General features: G+C 43.9%; 1 protein-coding gene. It reads left to right on the forward strand.

Annotation, left to right across the window (positions count from 1 at the left end):
* Positions 1–148 precede the first annotated feature (148 nt).
* Positions 149–487: an aldehyde-activating protein gene (locus tag UF06_RS24990; protein WP_082069767.1), complete on the forward strand. Its 339-nt coding sequence runs from the start codon at positions 149–151 to the stop codon at positions 485–487.
* The last annotated feature ends 792 nt before the right edge of the window (positions 488–1,279 follow it).

The raw sequence follows: 1,279 nt of genomic DNA on the forward strand, positions 1-1,279 counted from the left end.
TAAGCATAACAAAGCGTTCAAGAGGGATTTGGCACGCGTGGCATTTTCAGTTTGCGTTAGGTTTGGTGGTTACGGCATTGTGCGGTAACTTGTGTATTGCGTGCCTTCACCCCTTAACGCGGCGTTAGGCAAATCCAAGGAGTTTGAGATGAAACTGACATGCCATTGTGAAAATGTAACTCTTATTTTGAGTGAAATTCCAATAGAAGTTGGTGAGTGTAATTGTTCAATTTGTCGACGTTATGCTGCTTGTTGGGCGTATTTTTCTCCGGAACAAGTCGAAGTCACCATGACAAAACCAACAGATATCTACTGTTGGGGTGACAAAGAAGTCGAATTTCATCGGTGTTCAGTTTGTGGTTGCATTACTCACTATGTAACTACAGCCAAATGTCTGGATAAAATCTTGGCCGTAAACATGCGAATGGCTGAAGCAGAAGTATTGTCAGGTATTGCAGTGAGAAATATCAATGGCGCATCGTACTAATTTGCCTAACAAAGCGTTAAAGAGGGACTTGGCACGCGTGGCATTTTTGGTTTGCAGTTTGTTTAGTGGTTAAGGTGTTATGCAGCAACTTTTGTATTGCGTGCCTGCGCCCCTTAACGCGGCGTTATGCTTAATCACGCAAAGTCAGTGGTTTATGGTTTCTCTTTGTTCCCTCGGCTGGTTGGTTTTGAGTTTGTCGGCAAGTTTGCTTCAGTGGGCGCGGTTTTCCGGACACTTGTTCTTTGGCGCTGGAAATTCAGAGAATTGCCTCAATCAATTTTTGGGCAAGCACGAGGTTAGGTCGGTTGGCTCAATCAGAAATTTGATCTTAGGTTTTTTCGTTTTAGCGGCCAAATTTAAAAGTCTGATTTTCAAAATCATGAGTCATTTCCGTTTTTTAGGTTTTGGCTTTTGCTTGTGAATCAAGGTCGAGTTAATCTTGGTTTTATCAAAACGTAAGTCATTGAAGCTTAAGCATAACAAAGCGTTCAAGTGGGATTTGGCACGCGTGGCATTTTCAGTTTGCGTTAGGTTTGGTGGTTATGGCATTGTGCGGTAGCTTTTGTATTGCGTGCCGGCACCCCTTAACGCGGCGTTATGCTTAATCACGCAAAGTCAGTGGTTTATGGTTTCTCTTTGTTCCCTCGGCTGGTTGGTTTTGAGTTTGTCGGCAAGTTTGCTTCAGTGGGCGCGGTTTTCCGGACACTTGTTCTTTGGCGCTGGAAATTCAGAGAATTGCCTCAATCAATTTTTGGGCAAGCACGAGGTTAGGTCGGTCTACTCACCCAGTAA

The organism is Vibrio sp. S234-5, from assembly GCF_000960595.1.
GTDB lineage: Bacteria > Pseudomonadota > Gammaproteobacteria > Enterobacterales > Vibrionaceae > Vibrio.

What these genes read in the sequence shown, in the direction of transcription:
- UF06_RS24990 (WP_082069767.1), top strand. Translation starts at nt 149, where the DNA reads ATGAAACTGACATGCCATTGTGAAAATGTAACTCTTATTTTGAGTGAA.